The following is a 22,351-nucleotide window of genomic DNA, read 5'->3' as shown; positions in this document are numbered from 1 at the left end:
TGGCATTGCCGCAGCCGTCATGGCAGGACGAAGCGGTGCACTTCCACTACGTGTGCGTCTCGTCACTGACGGTAGAGCAAAAATTTTTCCTCACATAGCCAGTCGCGTAATCTGTCCCCCGAACGAGGCACGCCAGCACGGTGGTTGAAGGCCAGGAGGGCACATGGCGCCAAGGAGTCAACCCACGGCACGGCAGGTGCGATTGGGTACCGAGCTGCGCAGGCTGCGAGAAGCGGCTGGCCTGAAGGCACGTGAGGTGGCCGGGCTGCTCAGCTCCACCTCGGCCCAGATGAGCCAAGTCGAAGCAGGGCTCGCGGGTGTCAGTGAGGAACGCGCACGGCGTCTCGCCGCCCACTACGCCTGTGCCGACGAGGCGCTGATCGAAGCCCTTGTCGCAATGGCTACCGACCGGACGCAAGGCTGGTGGGAGGAGTATCGCGGAGTACTCCCACCAGTGTTCCTGGACGTCGCCGAGACCGAGCATCACGGCACGTTCCTCCGTGAGGTCGTCACCGGCCACGTGCCAGGACTGCTCCAGACGCCCGACTACGCCCGTGCCATCTTCGGCTACATGATCCCCGAGCTGCCGGAGAGCGAGCTGAAGCCCCGCGTCGAGCATCGGATGAGGCGCAGGTCCGTACTGGAGCGCGAGGTCTCAATCCCCTACGAGACGATCATTCACGAGGCAGCACTGCGCATCCTCGTCTCGGATCGTCGTACCGCTCGTGCACAGCTCCTGGAAGTGCTGCGCGCGATCGAGGACGGACGGGCAACGGTGCGTGTCATCCCGTTGGCGAGGGAAGGGTTCGCCGGGGCCGGGATCGAAATGATGTACGTCGGTGGGCCGCTGCCACAGCTGGATACCGTGCTGCGCGACGCTCCGCACGGCACCGCCTTCATCGATGCCGAATCTCAGCTGGCGCGCTTCCGAGCCATGCTCAATAAGGTGGGAAAGGCAGCACTCCAGCCCGTGGAATCACGGGACTTCATTCACCACCTGACGAAGGAAGTCTGAGGCCCTCACATGACCCAGGCCGTCCGCTGGCAGAAGTCGTCGTACTCCGGCGGAGGCGACGGCAACACGTGCGTCGAAGTCGCGGACCTGGACACCCACATATCCATCCGCGACTCCAAGGCCCCAGCCAGAGCCACCCTCACCTTCCCCGCCGCATCCTTCGCCCCCTTCATCGAAGCCCTGAAGGAGACTCACCCCACGGGGCCGTGAGCCGAAGACGCCGTCCCGCCTGCGGCGAACGCGTGCCGCCGGCTTCTAAGATCACGGGCATGGACATACTGGGTTTCCTCGCTCTCGCCCTGGCCGTGCTCGGCCTCACCCTCAGCACCGTGAGCCGGTTCGCGCGGGCCGAGCAGCGCCTCAAGCGCGTCGAGCGCAAGCTCGACCTGGTCATGAAGCACCTGGACCTGCAAGAGGAGATCCCGCGGATGGACGAGGTGAACGCGCTCGTACGCGAGGGGAAGAAGATCCAGGCGATCAAGGTGTACCGGGAGGACACTGGCGCCGGCCTGAAGGAGGCCAAGGAGGCCATCGACCGCCTCGGCTAGGGCTTGGCGCCCGTCGCCCGCTTCGCACATGGACGGCTCGCCGAACACCCCCTAAAGATCAACGGCCTGATCGGGCAAGCTCCTAAGCTGCCCGGATGATCAAGCCGATTGAGCTCGTCATATTCGACTGCGACGGCGTCCTGGTCGACAGCGAACGCATCGCCGCCCGCGTCCAGGTCTCCCTCGGCGCGGAGCTGGGCTGGCCCCTCACCGAGGAGGAGGTCGTCGAACGCTTCATCGGGCGGTCGCACGCCGCCATCCGTGAGCAGGTCCGTGAACGTCTCGGTGAGGAGACCGCCGCGATCTGGGCGGAGCGGTTCGAACAGCTCCACCGTGAAGCCGTGGACGCCGACCTCGCCCCGGTCGACGGGCTGCCCGAGGCGCTCGACGCGATAGCCCTGCCGACCTGCGTGGCCTCCAGCGGCTCCCACGACAAGATGCGGCACACGCTCGGTCGCACCGGGCTCTACGACCGCTTCGCGGGCCGTATCTTCAGCGCCTCCGAAGTCGCCCGCGGCAAGCCCGCCCCAGATCTGTTCCTGCATGCCGCCCGGCGGATGGGGGTCGCCCCCGCCGCCTGCGTGGTGGTCGAGGACAGCCGGCCCGGCGTCCTGGCCGCCCGCGCGGCCGGCATGCGCGCCCTCGGATACGCCGGTGGGCTCACCCCGGCCGTACGGCTCGAAGGTCCCGGCACCACCGTCTTCGACGACATGCGCAAACTGCCCGCGCTCATCGCCGGGCAGTAGCCCGTTCCCCTGCCCTTTGCGTCGCCCCGGTGGCTACGGCGTGTACACCTGCTCCAGGCTGTGGATCGCGCCGTCGTCTCCCGTCCCGTACTTGAACACCAGGCCCGAGTCGGGGTGCGCGTCGATCCAGTCGATCAGTTCCTGCACGCCGATGCGCTGGTTCTTGCTGCTCGCGACGATGGGGTTGGTGGCGGTGACGTACGCGGCCTGGTCGAGGGCCCAGCGGGCGTCCTCGCCGGTGACGACGAACGGTTTGCCGTCGGTGTCCTTGCCGGGGCATCCCCACGCCCCGTGCTGGATGACGAGGTTCACCTTCCCGGTGCTGGCGGGAAGTTTTTCGACGCGGTAGACGGCGATCTCGTCGGGGTCGACATGGTCCGGGTCCGGCGCCGTGGCGGCGCAGCCGGCGGCCGGCGCCGTGGTCTTGGCCGAACCGGGGGCCTTGGTGGCGGGCTTCGCCGCGGGCGTTCCGGCACCGGCCGTACTCGGCGACGTGGTCGCAGTGGCCCCCGAGCCGGCCGTGCCTCCAGTGCCTCCCGCGCTCCCGGTGGCCCCGCCCTTGCCGCCGCCGGACGTGCCGGGCGCCTTGCTCGCCGTGGCGGTGGCGTTCGGCGTGCCGTCGGCTCCGGCGGCGGAATCGTCCCCCTGGCAACCGGTGAGCACGGCGGCCAGCGCGGCGGCGGCGATCGCGATGACGGCGGGTCTGAGGCGATGGGTGTTCATGTTGGGACGTCCCCCCTGTTCACGGGCGGCTTGAACTGCCGCTCCCGGGTCCGGACCGTAACAACGCCTCGGCTCGCAACGCACTACCAGAGCGACCTGTGTCACGGACTCCGGACAATGCAGTCACGGGGCACGGATCATGTGACGGAGGAGGGGCTCGGGATCGGCCCCAGGCCTTGGCGCTTGTCCGGCGGGTGGGCTGCTGGTGACGCAAGTGCGCTGCACGCGTGAGGGCGGCCGACGCCGATATTTTCCATCACGGAAAGTCGAGACTTGCCGTAGTGGAAACACACGGCTAGTGTTTCCAGCATGGAAAGTAACGGCGCTGTCATCCGCCCAACCCCGCAAGAGGCCCGCGCCGCCCTGGCCGAGCTGGAGCGCGTCCAGGCCTCCGCCGCCGCCTTGTCCGCCACCCCGTGGCCTCGCTGGTTCGCCGTCGTCCTCACGCTGTACATCGCCGCGATCCCACCGGTCTTCGGGGGCATGACGGCAAGTCCCCAGTGGCTGCTGCCGAAGCTCGCATGGACCGCCATCATGGTGGTCGCGACCACGGGCTACTCGGCGCTGTTCGCCGTTGCCGCGGCCGGCTGGCGCGAGAAGACCGGCGTGGCGCTGCGCCTGGACGTACTGCCCAAGAAGGTCACGCTGCCACTGATGATCGGGCTTCCGGCGCTCCTGGCCGGGTCGGTGCTGGCCTTCCGCGGCACCGGCCAGTCCGTCTGGCTGTTCGCCGCCTCCGTCGTCGGCGCTGCGGTGTCCGTCGGCTTTCACCTCGTCTTCGTCCGCCTGCACCGTCAGACCTCATGAACCCCGGCACACGTAGCGGCGCAAGCGACCCGATGGACGGCTTCGACACCACCATCCACGCTCCGAACCGGCTGCGCGTCTGTGCCCTGCTCGACACCGCCGACGAGGCCGAGTTCGCAGTGGTGCAAAAGCAGCTCGACGTCTCCGCGTCGGTGCTGAGCAAGCACATCACAGTGCTGATGGAGGCTGGATATGTCGAGCAGCGCAAAGCCGTGCGCGACACCCGCCAGCGCGTGTGGCTGAGCCTGACCCGCGACGGACGACAGGCCTACCAGGCGCATCTGGCCGCCCTCCGCGCCATCGTCGGGCCGTAGCGATGCGGCACTGTCCGATGGATCGCGTGATCCCGGCCGGCATTCACAGTTCCGACTGGTAGCGGACAGTGCCCTAGGGCCGTCGGCCCATGGCTGACGCCCGATCGGCGACGAAGGGACCGTGAACCGACGACATGCCTCCCCACCTGCGGGAAACCCTGGCCGCCATAGGGGCGTACGAAGGGCCCGGTTCTTACGACGGGTTCCTCGCCGCTCTCGGCGGTTCGCCGGCCCGGCTCACCGTTTTGGTCAAGCGGGCCGAGGTCGCCCTCGACGTGTCCGATCTCGACGCCGGCCAGCTGAGAGACGCCCTGCGCACGGCCGTCGCGGATGTGGGGCAGGACGTCTGGGCGGCCTGGCCGGACATGCGCACGGCGGTGCGGGTCGCCTACCGGGCCGTACTCGAACGGCTCGACGACCTCTGGTACCCGGGCTCGGACGACCTCGTGATCATCGACGGCGACGAGCGGGTCCTCGTCCTGGACCACGAGGAGCGGCTCTTCCTCACCCGTGCCGACGCGAAGTTGCGGATCCACTCGGTGGAGGAGCGGGATGCCCAGGCCGCCACGTGCATCGTCCGGTGCGTGGGCGGTGTCGTACGCGTCGGGCAGCGGTTCGGCGTCGGCTCTGCTGACGATACGAAAGGCGGCGGTACGGAGGGCGGCTCGCCGCTGATCGCACTCGCCTGGATTCTTCGCTATGAGCGGCCGGTCGATTTCGTGGATCCGCCCCACAGCGCCAAGGTCCGGCTCACCGGCGAAGGCGTGGGACTGCTGGAGAAAGGCATCGTCATCACCGCTGTCGTGGACACGCTGCCCCACTGAAGCGGCCGTCAGCGTGTCGCATAACATAACCACACAAGTCAAGTTGCCTCAGTCGGCCATAAGTTGAAAAGGGCAAACATGTCGTTCGGTCCGCCTCCCGCAGGGTTCGGGCCTGCGACGCCGCCCCCTTCGGTTCCCCCGGCCACCACCCCTCCCCCGTCGGCTCCGCCCGCCCCGGCCGCGCCCGCCTGGACCGCGCCCACCGCCATCGAGCAGGACCTCTTCGAGGCCAAGTCGCGTGAGGACTGGGCGGCCTACTTCGACATCCTCGCGGACTGTCGGCTGTACTTCGAGATACGGCGCGACGGGGCCGATGCCGAACCGAGCAAGACCATTCCTGTCTTCGGACACGATCCCCGGGTCGCCGGCGGTCGGATCTGGGCCGTGTACACGGAGGGGATGCTGCCCGTGCCGGACCCGCACCGGGTGCTCGACTGGCAGAGCCTCGGGTGGTTCGCCCGGGTGTGGGAGCCGAGCGATCCGGCCATGATCGTGGTCAATCCGGGCAGCCCGTGCGAGGCGTTTCTGCCCTCGGCCCCGCCGCACTCCGCCGCGTGGTCGCAGCACAAGGCGAAGGGTCCGTTGAACCGGACGAGGGTCAGTACGCTCCGGCTCGGTGGGCCTCTGGAGGGGCCTGTCGCGCAGGGGCTGGCCTGCGGCGCCCTGCTGATCGTGTGGCACGGGCTGCCCTGGAACGCCATGGCGTATCACGGCAACGGCTATAAAGCGGAGCGCGCGTTGCTCCGGGAGTGGTGGGGTGTCACGAGCCGGGAGGAGTGGCAGGTCCAGCAGAGCGCCCTGCTCGACCCCGACGGCGGCAACCCCGTCTGGGAGTTCGCTCTCGGGCTGCGCCGCACCATCGCCCGTGACTTCGGCGGCCATGTCGACACCGCCTACTGGCGTGACGCGGTTGCCCGGGTACTGCGGGGCCGTGCGGACGGGGAGACCGTCATCACGCCGGACGGGGTCACCACCACGCCCGGCGCCCCGGAGGCGGAGATCGAGGCGCGTATCAAGGGCGTGCAGCATCTCGTCGGGCGTATCACCCGGTACGAGGCGCGCTTCCGGGCCGACGGCATTCTCGACGGGAACCGGTTCGTCAGTTCCGTGGACGCCTGGAACTTCGGGCGGGCCTCCGCCATGGCCCGCTGGGGGCTGGGCTCCCGGTACTGCTCGCTGAAGGAGGCCGAGTCCGCCGTCGTCGAGGCGGGCCGGGCCTCGGCGCGGTCGTACAAGTCCTGGCAGGACTTCGCCGCCGGGTACATCCTCGGGCGCTGTCTGCACTTCGACGACGAGGAGTTCGGGGAGTGGTACACGGACATGGTCGACGTCCACCAGGTCCTGATGTCCGAACCCGACAGCCCCTGGCTCACCGTCCCCTTCAAGTGAGGCGCGGCCGTGTGCATCTCGGCGGGTGAAGCCGCCTTCTCCGGCACGATCCTGTACTGCGGGCGGCAGCATCACCCCCTGCACGGCCTCATCCATGTCATGGGGTACCAGAACACCGCCGTCAATCTGGCCGACGGTCCGAACGCCATGCTGCTGCATCTCCCCGCACGGCAGGTCACTCCCGAGCAGTTCGTCTCCGTCGGGCGCAGCGGTGACGTCCTGCGGCGCATGGTCACCGCGGTGGAGGCCGCCGAGGACGACGGCATCGACTGGATGGATGGGAGTTCACGGTCCGTAGAGGTCTTCGAGCATGACGTCTACACCGTGCTCCTCGCCTCCGACCCCACCCTCGTTCCCGCCGCACTCCAGCAGGTGCCCTTCCGTCGGCGTCCCGCCATCGACCCCGACCTGCTGCGCTTCTACGCCGACGCCTTCCCCGACCACACCATTGCCCTCTGCTGCTTCGACAACGCCGACGCCCGGCGCGCCAAGCCCCTGCTGCTCTGGTACCCGCCCCTCGACCCCGACCGGCTGGTCCTGCCGGCGCTGGACAGTCACACGGGAGGGCCGCCGGATCTGGACGCGGAGGTCCCCGTGGACCACTGGGTCCTGCTCGCGACGGACCAGAGCCCGGTCGGCTGGGGCGTCCCTGTCGAGCACCCGCCGAACATGCGCCACAGTCTGCGGACGTTTCTTCCGGACGCCGTCGTGGGCCGCCACTTCGGCGACGGGCGAGCCCTGCTCAACGGAGACTTCGCCATCGGGCACGACGACCTTCTCGCCGGTGACCTAGACCGGATCGAGCGGCTTCGGCCGACCCGCCGCTGAGCACCGGTCGAGGAGCGAGCGGTTCCGGCCGATTTCCGGCGGTGCCGCTTTGGCGCATCCTTGACCAGGCCATGCCAAGGCTTCACCATGGGCGCCAATCCGCACCGTCGCACTGAAGCACCCCCAGCCCCACTCTCCGAGCTCCACTCCCCAGCTCCACTCCCCCACTTCCGGCGACCCCGGAATTTCTGGAGAACCAAGGAGAATTCATGCGACTCCGCATCCGCGGCTCCGGCGTGCGCGGCGGCAGACGTACCGCCACGCTCGGCGCGCTGCTGGCCCTCGCCCTCGCCGCCCCCGTGTCGGCCACCGCCACCCACGCCACCGCCGACAGCGCCCGGAAGGCCACGGCCTCCGGTGAGGACATCCGGCAGTACGAGATCCACCAGGGCACCACACCCGTGACCCGCACCGCCATCCAGGCCGCCGGCGTCACCGTCGACGAGGCCGACGAGGAGACCGTCGTCGTGTCGGGGCGTGCCGAGCAGATCAGGAAGCTCCGGCAACTCGGCTATGACGTCAGCCCGTTGGGGGCGGCGCCGCAACGTTCCGGAGCCCGGCTCTTCGACTTCCCCAGCGCCGACTCGAAGTACCACAACTACGCCGAGATGAACGCCGAGATCGACCAGCGGCTCGCCGCCTACCCGAACATCATGAGCAAGCGGGTGATCGGGAAGTCGTACGAGGGCCGGGACATCGTCGCCATCAAGGTCAGCGACAACGTGGGCACCGACGAGGACGAACCCGAGGTGCTGTTCACCTTCCATCAGCACGCGCGTGAGCATCTGACCGTGGAGATGGCGCTGTATCTGCTGCGGGAGCTGGGGGCCGGGTACGGGAAGGACTCCCGGATCACCGACATCGTCAACAGCCGCGAGATATGGATCGTGCCGGATCTGAATCCGGATGGCGGTGAGTACGACATCGCGACGGGGTCGTACCGGTCGTGGCGGAAGAACCGGCAGCCCAATTCCGGGTCCTCGTACGTCGGGACCGACCTCAACCGGAACTGGAACTACAAGTGGGGCTGCTGTGGTGGCTCGTCCGGGTCGAAGTCGTCCGAGACCTATCGCGGGTCCGCCGCCGAGTCCGCGCCCGAGGTGAAGGTCGTCGCCGACTTCGTGCGCAGCCGGGTGATCGGCGGCAAGCAGCAGATCAAGGCCGGGATCGACTTCCACACCTACAGCGAGCTGGTGCTGTGGCCGTTCGGCTACACGTACTCGGACACGGCCCCCGGGATGACCGCCGACGACGCCGCCGCGTACAAGGCCGTGGGGCAGAAGATGGCCGCCAGCAACGGGTACACGCCGGAGCAGTCGAGCGATCTGTACATCACCGACGGGTCGATCGACGACTATCTGTGGGGTACGCAGAAGATCTTCGACTACACCTTCGAGATGTATCCGACGTCCAGTTCGGAGGGTGGGTTCTACCCGCCCGATGAAGTCATCGAGCGGGAGACCTCCCGGAACAAGGACGCGGTGCTGCAGCTGCTGGAGAACGCGGACTGTATGTACAGGTCGATCGGGAAGGCCGACCAGTACTGCAGCTAGCGCCCCCGGTCAGTCGGACTCGAAGTAGGCGTCCAGCACGGCGTCCAGCTGGTCCTCCCACTCCTTGAAGCGCGCCCTGGCCGTCGCCTCGATCTCGATCGGGTACCAACGGCGGTCAGGGGTGTGCACCGTGATGGTGAAACGCTTGCCGAAACGGGGGGACTCCGTCTCGACCGCCGCGATCTCGGCCCAGCGGAACTCGCAGTTCTCCTCGTCCAGGCTGAGACGCACCCCGCGGTGGTCGGCGACGAACTTGGCCCGGCGGTCGGAGGCCTCGAAGACGGGGCCGCCCTCGGGGGCCTCAGCCTCTTCCTCCGGGTCCTCCGGCTCCTCCGTCTCGGCCGCCGCGTCGGCCGGCTGTGCCTCCGGCTCCTCGGCGGGTTCCGGCACCGGCTGCTCGTCCGCCTCCGCCGTCGGCTCCGCGTCCTCCGGCTCGGCCTTCGCGGGCGCGGTGAGCCCGGGGATGAAGGCCGGGTCGAATCCGGCGCCCTTGACGGGCTCGCCCTTCAGGGGCTTGCTGTTCGATCCTATGCGCTGCTCCACGGCGGCAGTATGGACGACATTGCTGTGCCGGAACCAGTCGGACCACCCGGCGCATGGGTTGACTCTGGTCACCCCATGGGGTGCCGCTGGTCTCCGTATGGGGTGCCGCTGGTCACTCGTCCGGCCCTCGCACTCGCCTCACTCGCCTCACTCGTCTCACTCGCCTCACTCGTCCATGAAGACGATGCGGCGCGTGCGGCCTCCGTCGCCCGGCACCGGCGTCACCGCCGCCCGGCCCGCCGGTACCGCGCGCTCGCGGCCCCAGGCCCGGATCTCCTCGATCTGCTCGGGGTTGCTGACGCTGAGCGGGCGTACCTGGGCGAAGGTGTCCATGACGTACGAGTCCTTCAACTGGACGAATCCGCCGCGGCGCACCGCCTCCTCGCCGACGTCGTGCAGCGCGGCCTCCAGATCGGAACCGGCGAAGCCCTCGGAGAGGTCGACCAGGCGGTCGAGCTGCTCGGGGGTGGGGTCGGCCTGGAGGTAGCGCTGGTGGTAGATGCGGATGATCTCCTTGCGGTCCTGGGCGTCGGGCAGGTCCACGAAGAAGAGTTCGTCGAAGCGGCCCTTGCGCAGCAGCTCCGGCGGCAGGCTGCGGATGTCGTTCGCCGTGGCCACGACGAAGGCCCGGGACTGGGACTCCTGGAGCCAGTACAGGAACTGGCCGATGATGCGCTGCGGGACGCCGGACATGTCGTCGCGGCCCGCCAGGCCCTTCTCGATCTCGTCGATCCACAGGACGCAGGGGGCCACCCGGTCGGCCATCGCCAGTGCCTCGCGGAAGCGGCCTTCCGACTCGCCCAGGTACTTGCCGTGGATGCTCGCCATGTCCAGCCGGTAGAGGGGCAGCCGCCAGTCGTGCGCGATCGCCTTGGCCGAGAGCGACTTGCCGCAGCCCGGGACGCCGACCAGCAGGACGCCCCGGGGCGGGCGCAGGGCGGTGTGGCGCAGGTCGCGGGAGATCATGTCGTGCTTGCGTTCCAGCCAGGTGCGCAGGCCGGTCAGGCCGCCGATGGCGTAGTCGCTCTGCTTGAGGTGGACCCGTTCCAGGCCGGTGAGGTCGCTGAAGATGCGGTCCTTGGCCTGGGCGAGGCCGAGGACGTCCTCGCGGCGGATGGCGCCCTTGGCGGCGATGGTCGCCATCAGGTTGACGCACTCGGCCTCGGTGACGCCGCTCAGGAACTCGGCCGCGCGGCGGGCGTCCTCCTCGGTCCACTCGATGGGGATGTGGCCGTGGTGGTCGCCGAGGAAGCCGCTGAGGATGCCGTACATCTCCTCGGAGTCGGGCAGGTCCAGGCGCAGGCTCATGCCGAGGCGCTGCAGGCCGCTCCAGATGGGGGTGTCCGTGATCAGGACGATGCTGCCCATGTTGCTGTCGGCCAGGCGGGCCAGTTCGGCGAAGTGGCGGGTGACCGGCGTGTCCGATTCGAGCTCGTCCGGGTCGACGAAGACGACCGTGGCATTGGCCCGGCTGCCGAACTGGGACGCGGCGAAGTCCATCGCGCCGGCCAGCGAACGGTCGTCCTGCACGGGCGCGTTGGTGCGCAGGTCGCGCAGGCCGGTGGCCCGGGTGTAGATCCAGAACGGCATGCTGCTGCGCCGGGACTGGGTGGCCGCCTCGCGCAGCAGACGCAGGGCACGCTGCTGTTCGATGGTGCGCATCGCGATGACCGGGACACGGGCGGAGATGTAGCTGTCGAGGTGGCTGAGGCTCTCGGCGTAGTTCGACATTCGGGGTTCGGGCCTTCTGCGAGGGTGGGGTGCGGGCGGCGGGGCGGCGGTGAGGCGCTCCGTGGTCGGTCGCCTCAGCCGGGCACGATGCGCCGTCTCGGCGGGGCCGCGGGGTCGTACGACCAGGCGCCCGAGGGCGTGGTGCCGTCGGTGGACGGCATGCCGGGCGGCGGCGCGGTGAGCGTCGCGGTCAGCGCGTTGTCCCGCAGGGTGCGACGGCGGCGCTCCACGAGGCGCGGGTCGGCGCCGCGCCGGGCCTCGTCGTCCAGGCTCTGCTCCAGCTGGCCCTGCACCTGTGTGATCTGCCCGTCGACGATCTCGGTGAGCGTGCTGCGCAGGTCCTCCGGCAGTCCGGGGTGGGCCGCCAGGGCACGGATCGTGTGCAGGCCGGTGCGGGCCTGGGCGAGTTCACGGCCGTACGAGAACTCGTCCCGGGCCTCGTTCAGGGCGCGCACCAGGTGCTCGGCCCAGGCGGTGAGCCGGGTGCCCAGGGCGGCGCCGAGGTGTTCGCCCAGCCGTGCCCAGGTGTCGCCGTCCCACTGCTCCTCGGGCAGGGCGGGCAGGGTGGCCGGGTCGACGGGTTCCAGGGCCGCCCAGCGGCGCAGGAAGGCGACCCAGGCCTGGTAGGGGCCGCCGTCGCCCCACAGGCCGGTCATGCGGTGCTGCCCGGCCGGCGTACGAGGGTTTCGCCGGGCGGCAGCGGCTCCCAGTCGGGCAGCCCTTCCACGACCTTGCGCAGCCTGCTGGTGATCCGTTCCTGCTGCGGGCGGCGCTGCGCGGCCCAGGGAGAGGACTGGGCGCGGCCCGCGTCGGCGGAGGCGGCCCAGGGTGAGGCGGCGGGCTGCTGTGCGGTGCCGCTGCCGGTGGGCTGGGGGGCGGCGGCCCAGGGGGCCGGGGTGGCTCCCTGGGAAGGCGGTGTGGCCCCGGACTGCCCGGTCGCGGCCCAGGAGCGCTGGGACGCGGTCGCCGACGGCGTCGGGTCGGGCCGGTGGGCGGGCGGCGGTGGCGTGCTCATCGGGCGCTGTCCTCCTGGGGCTCGGGCGCGGTCTCCTTCGGCTGGGGCGAGGTCTCCGCCGTCTCGGGCGCGGCCTCCTGCGCCTCGGGCGCGGCTTCCTGGGCCGGCCGGGGCTCGGGCACCGCCCGCCGGGCGGCCTGCGGCTCGGGGGCGCGACGATCCGCGGGCGCCGACTGCGCGGACCCGGACGCGGTCTCCTTCGCCTCGGACCGGATCCCCTCCGCCTCCGGCACGGACTCCACAGCCCCGGGCACGGATTCCTTCGCCCCGGGCGTGGCTTCCTTCGCGAGGCGGGACTCGGGCACCGCCCGCCAGGCGGCCTGCGGCTCGGGGGCGGGGCGCTCCGCGGGCGCCGGATCGGCCGCGGCCTTCTTGCCTACCGTGCGTCCCTCGAACGGGGACGCGCCGCCGCCCGCCGTCGGCAGCGTGGCGATCAGCTCGCGTACCTTCGCCTCCACCCGGTCGGCCGCGGTGAACTTCTCGTACCAGTCGGTCAGTTCGGCCGAGACGCCGCGCAGCTGGTGCAGGGACTCGGTCTTGGCCCGCTCCAGCAGCTCGCGGGCCGCGTCCTGGGCGCGGGCCGCCGTCTGGGCCTGGTTGCGCAGGATCAGGCCCCAGACGACGGCGACGATCGCCGCGGCGCCGATGGCGAAGCCGGGCCAGCTGCCGGCCAGGAAGAGGAGGATCGCCGCGACGACGCCGGCCAGCGGGGCCACCTTCTTCAGCCACGGGAAGGCGAGCGCGTCCACGAACGGGCGCGTGTAGTGGTCCCAGTGGTCGCCCAGGGACTTCTCCAGGGCGGCCAGCGGCTGGGTGAACGAGCCGACCCAGGTGGGCAGCTGGAAATGCTGCGCTCCGACCGTGTGCGTGGCGGCGAACTGGGCCTGGACGTCCTGCGGTACGGCGGCCCGGTAGTCGCGGGTGTGGGCGGCGTGCGCCTGCTGGAACCAGTCGTGGCAGGCCGCGACGGAGAGCCGCTGGGTGGCCGGCGAGGTGCCGATGGCCTGCGGGTTGAGGGCGGCCGTGGTCTGCACGGTCAGGTAGTCGAGGGTCTCCTCGTACGACGCGGAGTCCGCGTCGGCGGTCTTGCGGGCGGTGGCGAGGTCGCCGTCGTGGTCGACCACCGCCTGGTTGAAGGCGAGGTCGCGGCGGAGCGGCAGCTCCTCGTTGTCGTACTCGGAGACGAGCCGGTCGAGGATGTCGTCGACGGCGTCCTCGATGCGCTCGGACGGCCGGAACTCGCGGTCCATGACGGCCTTGTACTTGTCCAGCACGGGCTGCTGGCCGCGCGCGGAGGAGAGCACGCCGTCGAGGGTGACCCACTGCGGGGACAGGACGGCCAGGCGCGGGAACTCGGCGGCCTGGGACGGTCCGCGCAGGGACTCCAGCTCGTCGCGCCAGCGCCGCACCTGCTTGGCCTGGGCGTCGGCGCTGTCCATCAGCTGGGAGCGCCACTCGGCGAGGGTGCGGTCGAGGAGCTCGCGGCCCACGAGGCCGAACGCGCCCTGGGCGATGGCCTCCAGGATGACCGCGAACTCGCGGCCGAGCGCGGCCGGGTCCTGGGCGAGGAGGTAGTGGCGCAGCCAGCGGACGGCGGCCTCGGAGCGGCCCTGGCGGCGCAGGACGAGAGCGAAGAACAGGGAGGTGCGGTCGGGCGAGCGGCGGAAGGCCTCGTCGACGGCGCGGTCGCACAGGGTGCGGTCGTCGGCGGACCAGGAGGCGAGGGCGACCAGGGCGGGGGCGAGCCAGTAGCGGGGGGTCTGGAGCATCAGCTGGTCGCCGACCATCCGGACGTTCTCCTCCGACACCAGGCCGACGTCGAAGGCCTGGAGCATGCCGACCGCGGTGCGGCGGACCGTCTTGTGGTGGCCGAACTCGTGGTCGATCTTGTCCTCGATGGCCCCGATGCGGGTCTCGGCGCGCTGCACGTGCGCGGTGGCCTCGGCCTGCTTGACGAAGGCGAGGAACTCGTCGCGCAGCTGCTGGAGTTCGGTGCGGGTCTGGTGCTGGTTGGCCTCGACGGTGGAGACCTGGCCGGACACGGAGCCGACCTGTTCGCTGAGTCTGATGACGAGGTTGCTGACTTCCTGCACCTTGCGGTGCAGGGCGAGGTCGACCTCGGACATGCGGAACTCCGTTCGCGTGCTGCGGGGTGAGCGGGCGGGGGTCGGGATCAGGGGCGGACGACGGTGCCGTCGTCCAGGACGGGGAGGATCAGGCCGTCGTCGTAGACCTCGATGTAGGCGTAGCCGCCGGAGCGGGCGAGCATGCGGGCGGCCGAGAACGGCTCGGGCATCGGCTCGGCGGCCGAGAAGTGCCGGACGATGACGCCGAGGAGGCTGAGCTGGTGGTCGACGTAGGGCGGGCCCAGGTGGCAGCGGGCGACGTAGCCGAGCGGTACCGAGCCGTAGGCCGTCGTGTACTGCTCGCGCAGCCAGTCGGCCAGCGACCGGCAGGCCTGCTCGTCGAGTCCCGCGTCGAGCCGGCCCACGGCGTCCATCAGCTTCCGGGAGCGCGGGGTGTACAGCTCGCGGCGTACGACGCCGGGTGCCGGGTTCGCGGGTGCGGAGGCCCGCCGGGCGCCCAGGCCGGGCTGAGCGGCGAGGCCCTGCTGTGCCGGCCGCACGATACGGCGCGGCCGTTCGGTGTTCCCCATGTGTCCCCCGAGAGTCATGGGTGGTCAGCGGTTGTGCGATGCACGGAAGGTGAAGGTTAGTGACGTCACGTCAAGAGTGCATCTCCGTACCGCGTATTGACCCCCGTGCGACCCTGGCAAACTCTCCGGCATGGGGATGATCAAGGCGCTCCTGGTGGGCATCGACGACTACCCGGCGGACGTGGCGACGCCGTTGGGCGGCTGCGCGAACGACATCGCCGAGGCGCGCCGGCTGCTGGAGGACCTGGCCGGCGAACGGGCCGAGATCCGCGTCCTGCTGGACGCGTGGGCGACGGTGGACCTCGTGACGGACGCGGTGCTGGAGCACCTCGGCTCGGCCGGTCCCGGGGACACGGCCCTGCTGTGGTTCTCCGGCCACGGCACCGAGGAACTCGCCACCGGCGACGACCTGTTGATCGAGGCGACGGGCCGCAACCAGGCGCTGGTGTGCGTGGACGGGCCGCTGCCGGACAAACGGCTCGGCGCGCTGCTGGACCGGGTCGCGGCGGGCGGCGCCCAGGTCGTGGCGGTCCTGGACTGCTGCCACTCCGGGGGCGCGACCCGCGAGGCGGAACTCGTCGAGCGGTACGCGCCGCCGCGGCCGGACTGGGACCTGGGCGCGCGGGAGCCCGCAGGACCGGCCCGGCATGTGCTGCTGGCGGCGAGCCGGCTGGACGAGCCGTCGTACGAGGGCTGGTTCGAGGGGCGCAGACACGGGGCGTTCACGCACGCGCTGGTCGACGCGGTGCGGGCGGCCGGGCCCGGCGCCACCTGCCGGGAGCTCCTCGCGGGGGCGTCCGCGCGGGTGCAGCGGGCGGGCAGCACCCAGCATCCGGTGCTCTTCCCCGACCTGCCGGGCGGAGCGGCGGACCGGCCGCTGCTCGGCGGCCCGGCCCGGACGGCGAGCCCGCACCTGCTGCGGTACGGCGCCGACGGCTGGGAGGTGGACTGCGGCGGGGTGCACGGGCTGCGGGAGGGCGGTGAGGCGGCGCGGGGCACCTTGTTCGCGGCGCTGGACGAGGGGCCGGACCGGGGGGTCGTACGGGCGCTGGAGGTGTCGGCCGCGCGGACGCTGGTCGCGCCGGTGGACTGGGAGCCGGAGCAGGAGCGGGTGTATCCGGTCGCGCTGTCGGAGGTCGCGCTGCCGCCGGCCAGTGTGACGGTGGACGGCGATCCCGAGGACAAACGGCTGCTGAACGGCGAACTCGGGCCGCTGGTACGGCCGGTGGACGGGCCCGAGGAGGCGCGCGGGCTGCACTTCCGGGTGCATGTGCGCGACGGGCGGGCCCACGTCCTGCGGCGCGACGGTACGGAGTTCACGGCGCCGCTGCCGTTCGAAGGCCCTGCGGACGCGGGGCGGGTCGCGGACTGTCTGGCCCACCTCACCCGCTGGCACCAGGTGCGCGACCTCGCCCCGCGGCCCTCGCTGCTGGACGGGCTGGTGGAGCTGGAGATCGTCCCGTGGGGCTCGGACGAGCCGTTGCGGCCGGACGCGTCCGGGGAGCTGGTCTGCCCGTACGCACCGAGCCCCGCCGGCCCGCGCCCGCCGTGGGTGTCGATCCGGCTGCACAACCGCTCCCCCGACCGCACCCTGTGGTGTGTGCTGCTGGACCTGACCGACGGCTACGCCTGCGACCCGGTGCTGTATCCGGGGCACTTCATCGGCCCGGGGCACACGGGACACGCGCTGGACGGCGACCCCGTGCAGCTGTCGCTTCCCGCCTCCCGGCCGGTGGTGCCGGGGGCCGAGGCGCGGGACTGGCTCAAACTGATCGTGGCGGACCGGGAGTTGAACACGGTGCCGTTCCGGTTGTCCCCCTGGGACACGGCCGCCGGGCGCCGGGTCCTCGGTCCCGTCCTGGGGGCGGCGGGCCGCTGGACGGCGGTGACGGTGCCGCTGCGCACGTTCGTGCCGAGGGCGGCGCACGGGGTCAGTGGCCCAGGTGGGTGAAGCCGGCCCAGGCGCTCAGGTCGTGCGGGTCGGTGCGGCGGGCCCGTTCGGCGAGGAACTCCGGAAGGCCGGGCGGTGGTTCGCGGTCGGGGTTGAGCATCCACAGCTGGGCCCGGCGCAGGGCCCGGGCCGGGGGTTCGCCGTGGGTGCGCAGGAAATGGTGGGTGAGGAACATCAGGACCGAGGTCGCCTCGTCCGGGACCGGCCACAGCGAGCCGACGACCGAGCGGGCGCCGGCCGCGAGGAAGGCGGTGGCGAGGCTGTAGGCCTCGTTGTGACCGCGGCCCGAGACATGGCTGCGGCAGGCGGCCAGCAGGACCAGGCCGAGCCGCTCGCCGCCCGCCCCGGTGATCTCCTCGGCGGCCAGCCGGCCGTCGTGCAGGGAGAGACAGGCGCTGCGGCGGGCGTTCTCGGTGACGGAGGCGTGGCAGGCGAGATGGAGCACGCCTCCGTCCCGCGGGCTCTCGCGCAGCCAGCGCAGCACCTCGCCCGGGGTGCCCGGGCCGTCGGTGGGGCCGGTCGTGCGGCGGCCGAGGAAGCGGGCCTCGGGGTAGAAGGCCCGCTGGACGGCGTCGGCCTCCTCGCCCGCGTGACGCAGGTCGCCGGTGGGGTTGCCGACGATCAGGGCGGCGCCGGTGTGCTCGGCGGCGGGCCGGGCGGCCACCTGGCACAGCAGGCGGGCCGAGGCGGCGTACGAGATCTCGGCGGCCTGCAGCGCGTACTGGCGCCCGCGCGGCCCGCCCGCCTGCCAGGCGGCGTGCCAGGGCACCAGCCCCAGCTTCCCCATGGGCACCAGTGCCAGCCTGGGCAGCCGCCCGGCCGGCATCTCGAAGGCTTCCAGCAGAGGCTTCATCGCCGCGTACCAGGCCCACCCGCACAGCCGGTCGAGCTGGGCGCGCAGGGAGGGCGGGGCGGCGGGACGGCGGCCTGGGACGGGGCCGAGGTCGCGGGGGCCTTCCTCGCGGGACGCCTCCTGCGCCGGACCGTACTCCCGCAACGGCGCCGCGTCCTGCGTCAGCGTCGGCAGGGGTACGGCGTGGACCGCGCCCCTCGATGTGACGACCAGGGCGGTGCCCGGGGTGTCCTCCGTGGCCGGGACCAGGTAGACCAGGGCGTCCTTGGTGAGGGTGCGCAGAGCCTCGGCGATCTCGGTGGGGGTGGGCGGGTCGAGGAGCCGGGCCTGGTGGGTGCCGGTGAGGGCGGCCAGGACGCGCCGGCGCAGGGCGCTGGGGACGGTGAGGGGGGTCCGGGCGGCGGTGAGGGGGTCGGAGGGCTGTTCGGCCGTGTCGGCTCCGGCGGCCCGCCACTCCCGGGCCAGGTCGGTGTGTCCGGTGGCGGTGAGCAGGTCGGGGACGGTGGCGGAGGTGAGGGTCGCGTGCAGGACCAGGCCCCGGCAGGCGTCCAGGGCCTGGAGGGCCTCCTCGGGACGGTCGTCCTTCAGGCACCAGCCGGCCACCTCCAGCGCGGCCCCGGTGGCCTGCGCGGCGGCGACGGTGGCGTGGTCGGTGCCGGACTGCAGCAGGGCGGCCCAGGCGTGGCCGCGCAAGGACTCAAGCCCCGTGGCGCGGGCGTGGGACCGGTCGCGGCGGTGCAGGTCGTCGCGGGTGCGCAGGGCCCGGGCGAGGGCCAGGCCGGTGTCGGCGTAGAGGCGGTGCTCGGGGCCGCCGGCCTCCACGAAGACGCCCTCCAGCAAGGTGATGCCCTTGGCCAGGCGCTCGCGTCGGCGCACCCGGTCGATCTGCATCTCGGACAGCGCGCAGTGGGCGATGCCCAGTCCGTTGGCGTAGCGCAGACGGCTGTCGCTGCCCGGTTCGCACAGTTCGTGGGCCTCCTGGAGGAGGCCGATGGCCGCCAGGAGTCCCGGTCCGTCCTGCCGGGCGGCGGCCTGTGCGAACCGGGTCATGCCGGTGTCGCCGAGCACCCAGGCGCGATGGTCGCGCGGCAACCGGCGTGCCTCGCGCCGCAGTTCCGTCGCGCCGGGGCGGGCGGCGAGCGGCGGCAGCGGGGGTACGCCGAGGCGGTGGGCGAGGTTGTCGCGGCCGAGGCGGGCGTTCTCCAGGAGGATGAGGATCTCGATACGGGAGGGATCCTCGGCGCTGAGCGCGGCGTGCCCCTCGGTGAGCGCGGCGATGTGCCGGTCGGCGGCGGCCAGGTCGCCGCGCCGGACGGCGGTGTGCGCGTCGAAGCCCGCCTGCTGGAGGTCCATCAGACGGCGCAGATGGGCGGGCAGGGCGGGGTCGGAGCGCAGCCGGCGCCAGGTGGCGGCACCGGCCTCCATGTCGTCGTCGGCGCCGCCGGTCTGGCCGCGCTGGGTCTGGGCCAGGAAGCGGGCGAGGGCGAGGGCGTAGCCGGGCTCGTCGCCGAGGCCGCCGTCGGCCTCGGCCCGGTCGAAGTGGGCGAGTGCCTCGTCGAACCCGGTGCCGGAGCCGCTGCTCATCTCCTCGTGCAGCCGCGCGAAGCCGGTGATGGCATGCGCCGGACCCCGCCAGGCCGGGTCCCGTTCGGCCCGTTCCAGGACGGCCTGGGTGAGCTCCCGCCGGTGCTCGGCGGTGACGTGGGTGCCCTCGGGGTCGACGAGGGAGAGGTTGTTCAGCATCAGCGAGGCGAGCTGGGCCCGGCCGGGGCTGCCCGGTTCGAGCGAGCGCAGCCGGGCCAGGGCCTGCTCGAAGCCCTGGATGCGCCGGCGGGCTCCGACGACGTCCCGTTCCATGCCCCGCAGGAACTCCTCCTCCCCGAAGTCGACGTGGGCCCGGCCCTCGCGGATGTCGTCGAGCAGGCCGTCCCAGGTCTGCTTCAGCCGTTCGGCGTCGAGTCCCTCCGGGTGTCCGTCGGTCTCGGACAGCACCCCGTGGTCGGCGAGGGTGAAGCGGGCCCAGCCGTCGAGCAGGCGGGCGGACTGCAGCAGGTCGTGGTTGCCGGTCCCGGAGTCCAGGACGAGACCGGCGGCCCGCAGCACGTCCTCGGCACGGTCCGGGCGGGGGTCGTCGTGGTGACGGGACTGCTGGAAGAGGGCGAGGAAGAGCGCGGTGGCGCCGATGTCGCCGTCCCGCTGCGGCCGCCAGGTGTCGATGGCCCGGCGGACCAGGGAGATGCCGCGGTCCCTGCCCTCGGCGTCGTCACGGGCGGCGGCCCGCTCGTACAGCAGGCGCCCGAACATGTCCAGGTACTGCGGCAGCAGCTGTTCCTCGGCGCCGGGCCGCTCCAGCAGGCGGCGCAGCTCGACCTCGGCGGCCCGGCTGTGGCCGACGTCCTTCCAGGTGGACCAGATCAGGGTCCGTACGAGGAGGGCGTTGGCCTCGGCCTCGAACGCCCAGTCGGGTTCGGGTCCGCCCGCCCGCCGGGCCTCGGTGAGCGCGGTGTCGAAGGCGTCCCGGGCACTTTCCAGTTCCTCCCGGTCGATCCGCACCCGGCCGCGCACCATCGCGGTCAGGCCCAGGCTGTAGCGCAGGTGCGGGACGTCGGCGGGCGGGGCGGTGTCGAGCAGGGCGCGGTAGTGGCGGGCCGAGGCGTCGGCGGCGTCGAGGTCGCCGTGGAGCAGGGCGCGCCGCATGGACAGGTATCCGGCTCCGGCCCGCAGTTCGGCCTCTTCCTCGCTGTCGGGCTCCGCGTCCCGCAGGGCGTCGTCGTGCCTGCGCAGGGCCTCGGCCAGCAGTTCGGCGGAGTCGGGTTCGGCGACACAGCGCAGCTTGGCGCACACGGCGAGCACCTGCCGCCCCCACACTCGTTCCCAGGCGAAGTCGGGGTCGTCGGCCGGCAGCCCCTCCGCTCCTGCCCGCAGCAGCTCGAACGCGTCCTCCAGCAGGTGCCGCCCGCCGCCGCCGTCGTACTGCACACCCCGCACATGCCCGAACCGGACCCGCCAGGCCGACCAGATCGGCTCGGCGCCCGGGTTGCGGAAGGCGTGTTCGAACGCCTCGACGGCCAGGGCGAGTTCCTCGTCCCGGCCGTCGTCGTCCCGCAGCAGATACAGCCGGTGGCTCAGCTCTCCCGCGTATCCGCACAGCTCGGCGGTTTCCGGGCCGTCGGCGGATTGCCGGGCCAACTCGCCGAGCACGGCGTCGCGTTCGGCGGTGATGTCGTCGACGAGACCGGTCGGCCGGGAGGAAGAGAAGGTCACCCACCCATACTGCCTACAGGAACAGGCTCACCACCCCCGCCGTGGCGAACCCCGCCACCGAGAGCACCGACTCCAGCACCGTCCAGGTGCGCAGCGTGTCCCGCTCGCCGATGCCGAAGTACTTGGCGACCATCCAGAAACCCCCGTCGTTGACGTGCGAGGCGAAGATGGAGCCCGCCGAGATGGCCATGATGACCAGGGCCACGAATGCCTGGGAGTGGTGGCCTCCCGTCAGCAGCGGCGCCACGATGCCGGCGGTGGTGACGATCGCGACCGTGGCCGATCCCTGGGCGACGCGCAGCACCAGCGAGATCAGGTACGACAGCACGATCACCGGCAGGCCGACGTCGTGGAAGGTGTCAGACAGGGCCTGGGCGACCCCGCTGGCCTTGAGCACGGCGCCGAAGACCCCGCCCGCGCCGACCACCAGCAGGATGTTGCCGACCGGCTTGAGGGACGAGGTCGACACGGCCTCCAGGGACGTGCGGGACCAGCCGCGCCGGATGCCCAGCAGGTAGTAGGCGAGCAGCAGGGCGAGGGTGAGGGCGACGAAGGGGCTGCCGAAGAACTCCAGGACCGAGCGGCCCGGGGACGGGTCGAGGGCGATGGAGGAGAAGGTCGCGGCGAGGATCAGCAGCAGCGGCGTGCCGATGATGGCGAGGACCGTGCCGAACGGCACCGGGTTCTCCCGCGGTTCCACACCCTGTGCGCGCTGCTCGGCGGCGACGGCCCGCTTCGCCTCCTCGGCCGCCTCGACCATGTCCTGCGGTACGGCGACGAAGATCCGCTCGCCGATCCAGGCGGAGAACGCCCAGGCGGCGAGGACGGCGGGGATGCCGCAGACGATGCCCATGAGGATCACCCAGCCGAGCTGGACGTGCAGCAGTCCGGCGGCGGCGACCGGGCCGGGGTGCGGCGGCAGGAAGGCGTGGGTCATGGAGAGGCCGGCGAGCAGCGGCAGGCAGTAGAGGAGGATCGACTTGCCGCCGCGCCTGGCGGCCGCGTACACGAGGGGCGCCAGGACGAAGATGCCCACGTCGAAGAAGACCGGGATGCCGAAGATCAGGCCGGTCAGGCCCATGGCGAGGGGAGCTCGCTCCTCCCCGAACAGGCCGAGCAGTCGGGAGGCCAGCACCTCGGCCCCGCCGCTGACTTCGAGGATCGCGCCGAGCATCGTGCCGAGCCCGATGATGATCGCGACGTGGCCGAGGATGCCGCCCATCCCGGACTCGATGGTGGAGACGGCGTCGGAGCGCTGGACGGTGCCGAAGAGTTCGGTGACCGGGAGACCGGCGAGCAGGCCTACGACTATGGAGACGGCGAGCAGGGCGACGAAGGGCTGCAGCCGGACCTTGATGATCAGGAGGAGCAGCAGAACTATGCCGATGGCGGCGACGGTGAGCAGTCCCGTGGTGCCGTCGACGAGGAGGAGCAGGCCTCCGGTGTGGGGTGGGGTCGCGGGAGCGGTTGCGGCGAGCGGAAAGGACATACGGGGGTCCTCTTCGTAAATGCATTGGTGCTTTCGGGCAGGGCGGGGCGCGGCACGGCACCCCGGGGGGGGCCGCGCCGTGCGGGACGTGCGGGAGAGAGT

Annotated in this window: 20 protein-coding genes; 11 read left to right on the top strand and 9 right to left on the bottom strand. The window is 71.9% G+C overall.

The features are described from left to right. Positions 1-163: 163 nt before the first annotated feature. From AVL59_RS05745 to AVL59_RS05730, 4 genes are all read left to right on the top strand, one after another. Complete coding sequence (locus tag AVL59_RS05745; RefSeq protein ID WP_067300102.1) at positions 164-1,015, top strand: helix-turn-helix domain-containing protein; 852 nt, start codon at positions 164-166, stop codon at positions 1,013-1,015. Positions 1,016-1,024: 9 nt separating this feature from the next. Beyond that, the gene (locus AVL59_RS05740; RefSeq protein ID WP_067300101.1) at positions 1,025-1,225 is read left to right on the top strand and encodes a DUF397 domain-containing protein; all 201 of its coding nucleotides are present in this window, start codon (positions 1,025-1,027) and stop codon (positions 1,223-1,225) included. A gap of 59 nt (positions 1,226-1,284) precedes the next feature. Continuing rightward, complete coding sequence (locus tag AVL59_RS05735) at positions 1,285-1,563, top strand: ribosomal protein L7/L12 (RefSeq protein WP_067300100.1); 279 nt, start codon at positions 1,285-1,287, stop codon at positions 1,561-1,563. Between the two features lie 95 nt (positions 1,564-1,658). Continuing rightward, positions 1,659-2,309 carry an HAD family hydrolase gene (locus AVL59_RS05730; RefSeq protein ID WP_067300099.1) on the top strand — a complete coding sequence of 217 codons (651 nt, stop codon included), beginning with the start codon at positions 1,659-1,661 and terminating at the stop codon, positions 2,307-2,309. A gap of 33 nt (positions 2,310-2,342) precedes the next feature. Here the strand turns inward: AVL59_RS05730 and AVL59_RS05725 are convergent, their stop codons facing one another. Next, positions 2,343-3,032 carry a hypothetical protein gene (locus tag AVL59_RS05725; protein WP_067300098.1) on the bottom strand — a complete coding sequence of 230 codons (690 nt, stop codon included), beginning with the start codon at positions 3,030-3,032 and terminating at the stop codon, positions 2,343-2,345. A 309-nt stretch (positions 3,033-3,341) separates the two neighbouring features. On the opposite strand from AVL59_RS05725, the gene AVL59_RS05720 reads away from it, so the two are divergent. From AVL59_RS05720 to AVL59_RS05695, 6 genes are all read left to right on the top strand, one after another. Then, the gene (locus AVL59_RS05720) at positions 3,342-3,839 is read left to right on the top strand and encodes a hypothetical protein (protein ID WP_067300097.1); all 498 of its coding nucleotides are present in this window, start codon (positions 3,342-3,344) and stop codon (positions 3,837-3,839) included. Further along, complete coding sequence (locus AVL59_RS05715; protein ID WP_067300096.1) at positions 3,836-4,153, top strand: transcriptional regulator; 318 nt, start codon at positions 3,836-3,838, stop codon at positions 4,151-4,153. The genes AVL59_RS05720 and AVL59_RS05715 overlap by 4 nt, the downstream gene beginning before the upstream one ends. A 134-nt stretch (positions 4,154-4,287) precedes the next feature. Then, positions 4,288-4,977, top strand: coding sequence for a hypothetical protein (locus AVL59_RS53935; protein WP_237281443.1), 690 nt, complete (start codon positions 4,288-4,290; stop codon positions 4,975-4,977). A 78-nt stretch (positions 4,978-5,055) separates the two neighbouring features. Continuing rightward, complete coding sequence (locus AVL59_RS05705) at positions 5,056-6,366, top strand: DUF1266 domain-containing protein (RefSeq protein ID WP_067300095.1); 1,311 nt, start codon at positions 5,056-5,058, stop codon at positions 6,364-6,366. Positions 6,367-6,375: 9 nt separating this feature from the next. After that, positions 6,376-7,194: a hypothetical protein gene (locus tag AVL59_RS05700; protein WP_067300094.1), complete on the top strand. Its 819-nt coding sequence runs from the start codon at positions 6,376-6,378 to the stop codon at positions 7,192-7,194. A 209-nt stretch (positions 7,195-7,403) separates the two neighbouring features. Next, positions 7,404-8,747, top strand: coding sequence for a M14 family metallopeptidase (locus tag AVL59_RS05695; RefSeq protein ID WP_067300093.1), 1,344 nt, complete (start codon positions 7,404-7,406; stop codon positions 8,745-8,747). 9 nt (positions 8,748-8,756) lie between these two features. On the opposite strand, the gene AVL59_RS05690 is transcribed toward AVL59_RS05695, so the two are convergent. The 6 genes from AVL59_RS05690 to AVL59_RS05665 form a co-directional block, all read right to left on the bottom strand. Further along, positions 8,757-9,290 (bottom strand): hypothetical protein, encoded by a 534-nt coding sequence (locus AVL59_RS05690; RefSeq protein ID WP_067300092.1) that lies wholly within the window; start codon positions 9,288-9,290, stop codon positions 8,757-8,759. Positions 9,291-9,455: 165 nt separating this feature from the next. Next, entirely contained in the window at positions 9,456-11,021 is a 1,566-nt protein-coding gene (locus AVL59_RS05685; RefSeq protein ID WP_067300091.1) for an AAA family ATPase, read from the bottom strand. 74 nt (positions 11,022-11,095) lie between these two features. Continuing rightward, the gene (locus tag AVL59_RS05680) at positions 11,096-11,677 is read right to left on the bottom strand and encodes a hypothetical protein (protein WP_067300090.1); all 582 of its coding nucleotides are present in this window, start codon (positions 11,675-11,677) and stop codon (positions 11,096-11,098) included. Next, the gene (locus tag AVL59_RS55820; RefSeq protein ID WP_079146537.1) at positions 11,674-12,036 is read right to left on the bottom strand and encodes a hypothetical protein; all 363 of its coding nucleotides are present in this window, start codon (positions 12,034-12,036) and stop codon (positions 11,674-11,676) included. Before AVL59_RS55820 ends, AVL59_RS05680 begins: the two co-directional genes overlap by 4 nt. Further along, positions 12,033-14,162, bottom strand: a complete 2,130-nt coding sequence (locus AVL59_RS05670) for a hypothetical protein (protein ID WP_237281442.1) — start codon at positions 14,160-14,162, stop codon at positions 12,033-12,035. The genes AVL59_RS55820 and AVL59_RS05670 overlap by 4 nt, the downstream gene beginning before the upstream one ends. Before the next feature lie 47 nt (positions 14,163-14,209). Further along, the gene (locus tag AVL59_RS05665) at positions 14,210-14,692 is read right to left on the bottom strand and encodes a hypothetical protein (protein WP_067300089.1); all 483 of its coding nucleotides are present in this window, start codon (positions 14,690-14,692) and stop codon (positions 14,210-14,212) included. A gap of 130 nt (positions 14,693-14,822) precedes the next feature. On the opposite strand from AVL59_RS05665, the gene AVL59_RS05660 reads away from it, so the two are divergent. Then, positions 14,823-16,643, top strand: a complete 1,821-nt coding sequence (locus AVL59_RS05660; protein WP_067300088.1) for a caspase family protein — start codon at positions 14,823-14,825, stop codon at positions 16,641-16,643. On the opposite strand, the gene AVL59_RS55510 is transcribed toward AVL59_RS05660, so the two are convergent. Both AVL59_RS55510 and AVL59_RS05650 read right to left on the bottom strand, forming a co-directional pair. Beyond that, entirely contained in the window at positions 16,624-20,760 is a 4,137-nt protein-coding gene (locus AVL59_RS55510) for a CHAT domain-containing protein (protein WP_067300087.1), read from the bottom strand. The two genes, AVL59_RS05660 and AVL59_RS55510, sit on opposite strands and share 20 nt — an antisense overlap. A 13-nt stretch (positions 20,761-20,773) precedes the next feature. Continuing rightward, positions 20,774-22,249: a GntP family permease gene (locus AVL59_RS05650; protein ID WP_067300086.1), complete on the bottom strand. Its 1,476-nt coding sequence runs from the start codon at positions 22,247-22,249 to the stop codon at positions 20,774-20,776. Positions 22,250-22,351: the final 102 nt, after the last annotated feature.

Origin of the sequence: Streptomyces griseochromogenes (assembly GCF_001542625.1) — a bacterium.
GTDB classification, from domain to species: domain Bacteria; phylum Actinomycetota; class Actinomycetes; order Streptomycetales; family Streptomycetaceae; genus Streptomyces; species Streptomyces griseochromogenes.
Note: the sequence above shows the minus strand (reverse complement) of the source record. Positions and strands in the feature narration are given on the sequence as shown.